The organism is Gilvimarinus gilvus, assembly GCF_030518155.1.
Classification (GTDB): domain Bacteria; phylum Pseudomonadota; class Gammaproteobacteria; order Pseudomonadales; family Cellvibrionaceae; genus Gilvimarinus; species Gilvimarinus gilvus.
In genome coordinates, this window is record NZ_JAULRU010000197.1 from 1 (window position 1) to 406 (window position 406).

General features: G+C 66.5%; 1 protein-coding gene. It reads left to right on the top strand.

The window, feature by feature from the left end:
• The coding region (locus QWI17_RS01615) for a DUF6543 domain-containing protein (protein WP_302720742.1) at positions 1–406 on the top strand (406 nt) is incomplete at both ends.

Genomic DNA, 406 nt, shown 5'->3' on the forward strand with positions numbered 1-406 from the left:
ACGCCACCAAACCTGCAGCCTGCGAGCCCGACTTCTACCACCAGTTGGTCAGCAGCAAGCTACCCGCCTGGGTGGTCGACGCCCGGCCAGAGCAGCGCCGCCAGCTGCGTCAGGCGGCCAGCCAGCGCGACCCCAGGCTGGAACGCGCATGCCTGGCACACCCAACGGTGGCCAAGGCCCTGGTGCAAACCTATGGCCAACACGTGCAAGCCGAAGCTAACCTGAGTGCCCTCCTGGCAACCCTGCCTGACCTGCAGCGCTATGCCACCGAGCTGCTGTCCACCGCGGTCAGCCAGCGCTTGGGCACCACACTCGATGTCGAGCGTACCTACCTGATGAACCTGAACAGGGCGGCCGCCCTTACCGAGGCGCTCTCCAGCCCTGGCGGCGATCCTTTCGTCACTTC